Origin of the sequence: Enterobacter sp. RIT637 (assembly GCF_019718755.1) — a bacterium.
Classification (GTDB): Bacteria; Pseudomonadota; Gammaproteobacteria; order Enterobacterales; family Enterobacteriaceae; genus Enterobacter.
In genome coordinates this window covers 1-646 of the sequence record NZ_JAIHAZ010000088.1, presented here as the reverse complement: position 1 = coordinate 646, position 646 = coordinate 1, and the positions used below count along the sequence as shown (strand labels likewise).

Annotated in this window: 1 protein-coding gene; it reads right to left on the bottom strand. The window is 61.5% G+C overall.

Features of this window, described 5'->3' with window-relative positions:
- Window positions 1-646, bottom strand: a 646-nt coding sequence (locus K5E19_RS23320; RefSeq protein WP_221553300.1) for an FAD-dependent oxidoreductase, incomplete at both ends; no start/stop codon positions are given.

Below are 646 nucleotides of genomic sequence, written 5' to 3'. Positions count from 1 at the left end.
GTCCACACTCGCCACGATACGCCCCCAGTCGTCGACGTTCACCCCCTGCGCCTGTAGCCACGGCATCGCGTGCGGGTTAAAGCCAAACGCCATGATCACCGCATCAGCAGGCATCACAAACTCGCTCCCCTCGACAGGCACCGGACGCCGCCGCCCCTGCGCATCCGGTTCACCAAGCCGGGTGCGCAGCAGGCGAATGCCGTTCACCTTGCCCGACGCATCCAGAACCAGTTCGACGGGCTGCACGTTGAATTCAAAGTGCGCCCCCTCTTCTTTGGCGTTCTTGACCTCTTTTTTCGAGCCAGGCATGTTGGCCTCATCCCGACGATAGGCGCAGGTCACTTTTGCCGCCTGATGGCGCAGCGCGGTGCGCACGCAGTCCATCGCCGTATCCCCGCCGCCGAGTACCACCACGTTTAATCCGGTGACATCGATAAAGGGTTCGGACGCTGAGGCCGCCAGCCCCATCAGATGGCGAGTATTCGCCACCAGGAAAGGTAAGGCGTCGTACACCCCCGGCGCATCTTCGTGCGGAATGCCCGCTTTCATCGAGCGATAGGTTCCCACGCCGATAAACACCGCGTCGTATTCGCCGAGCAGCTGAGACATCGGCAGGTCTTTACCCACTTCACAGTTGAGTTCGAAC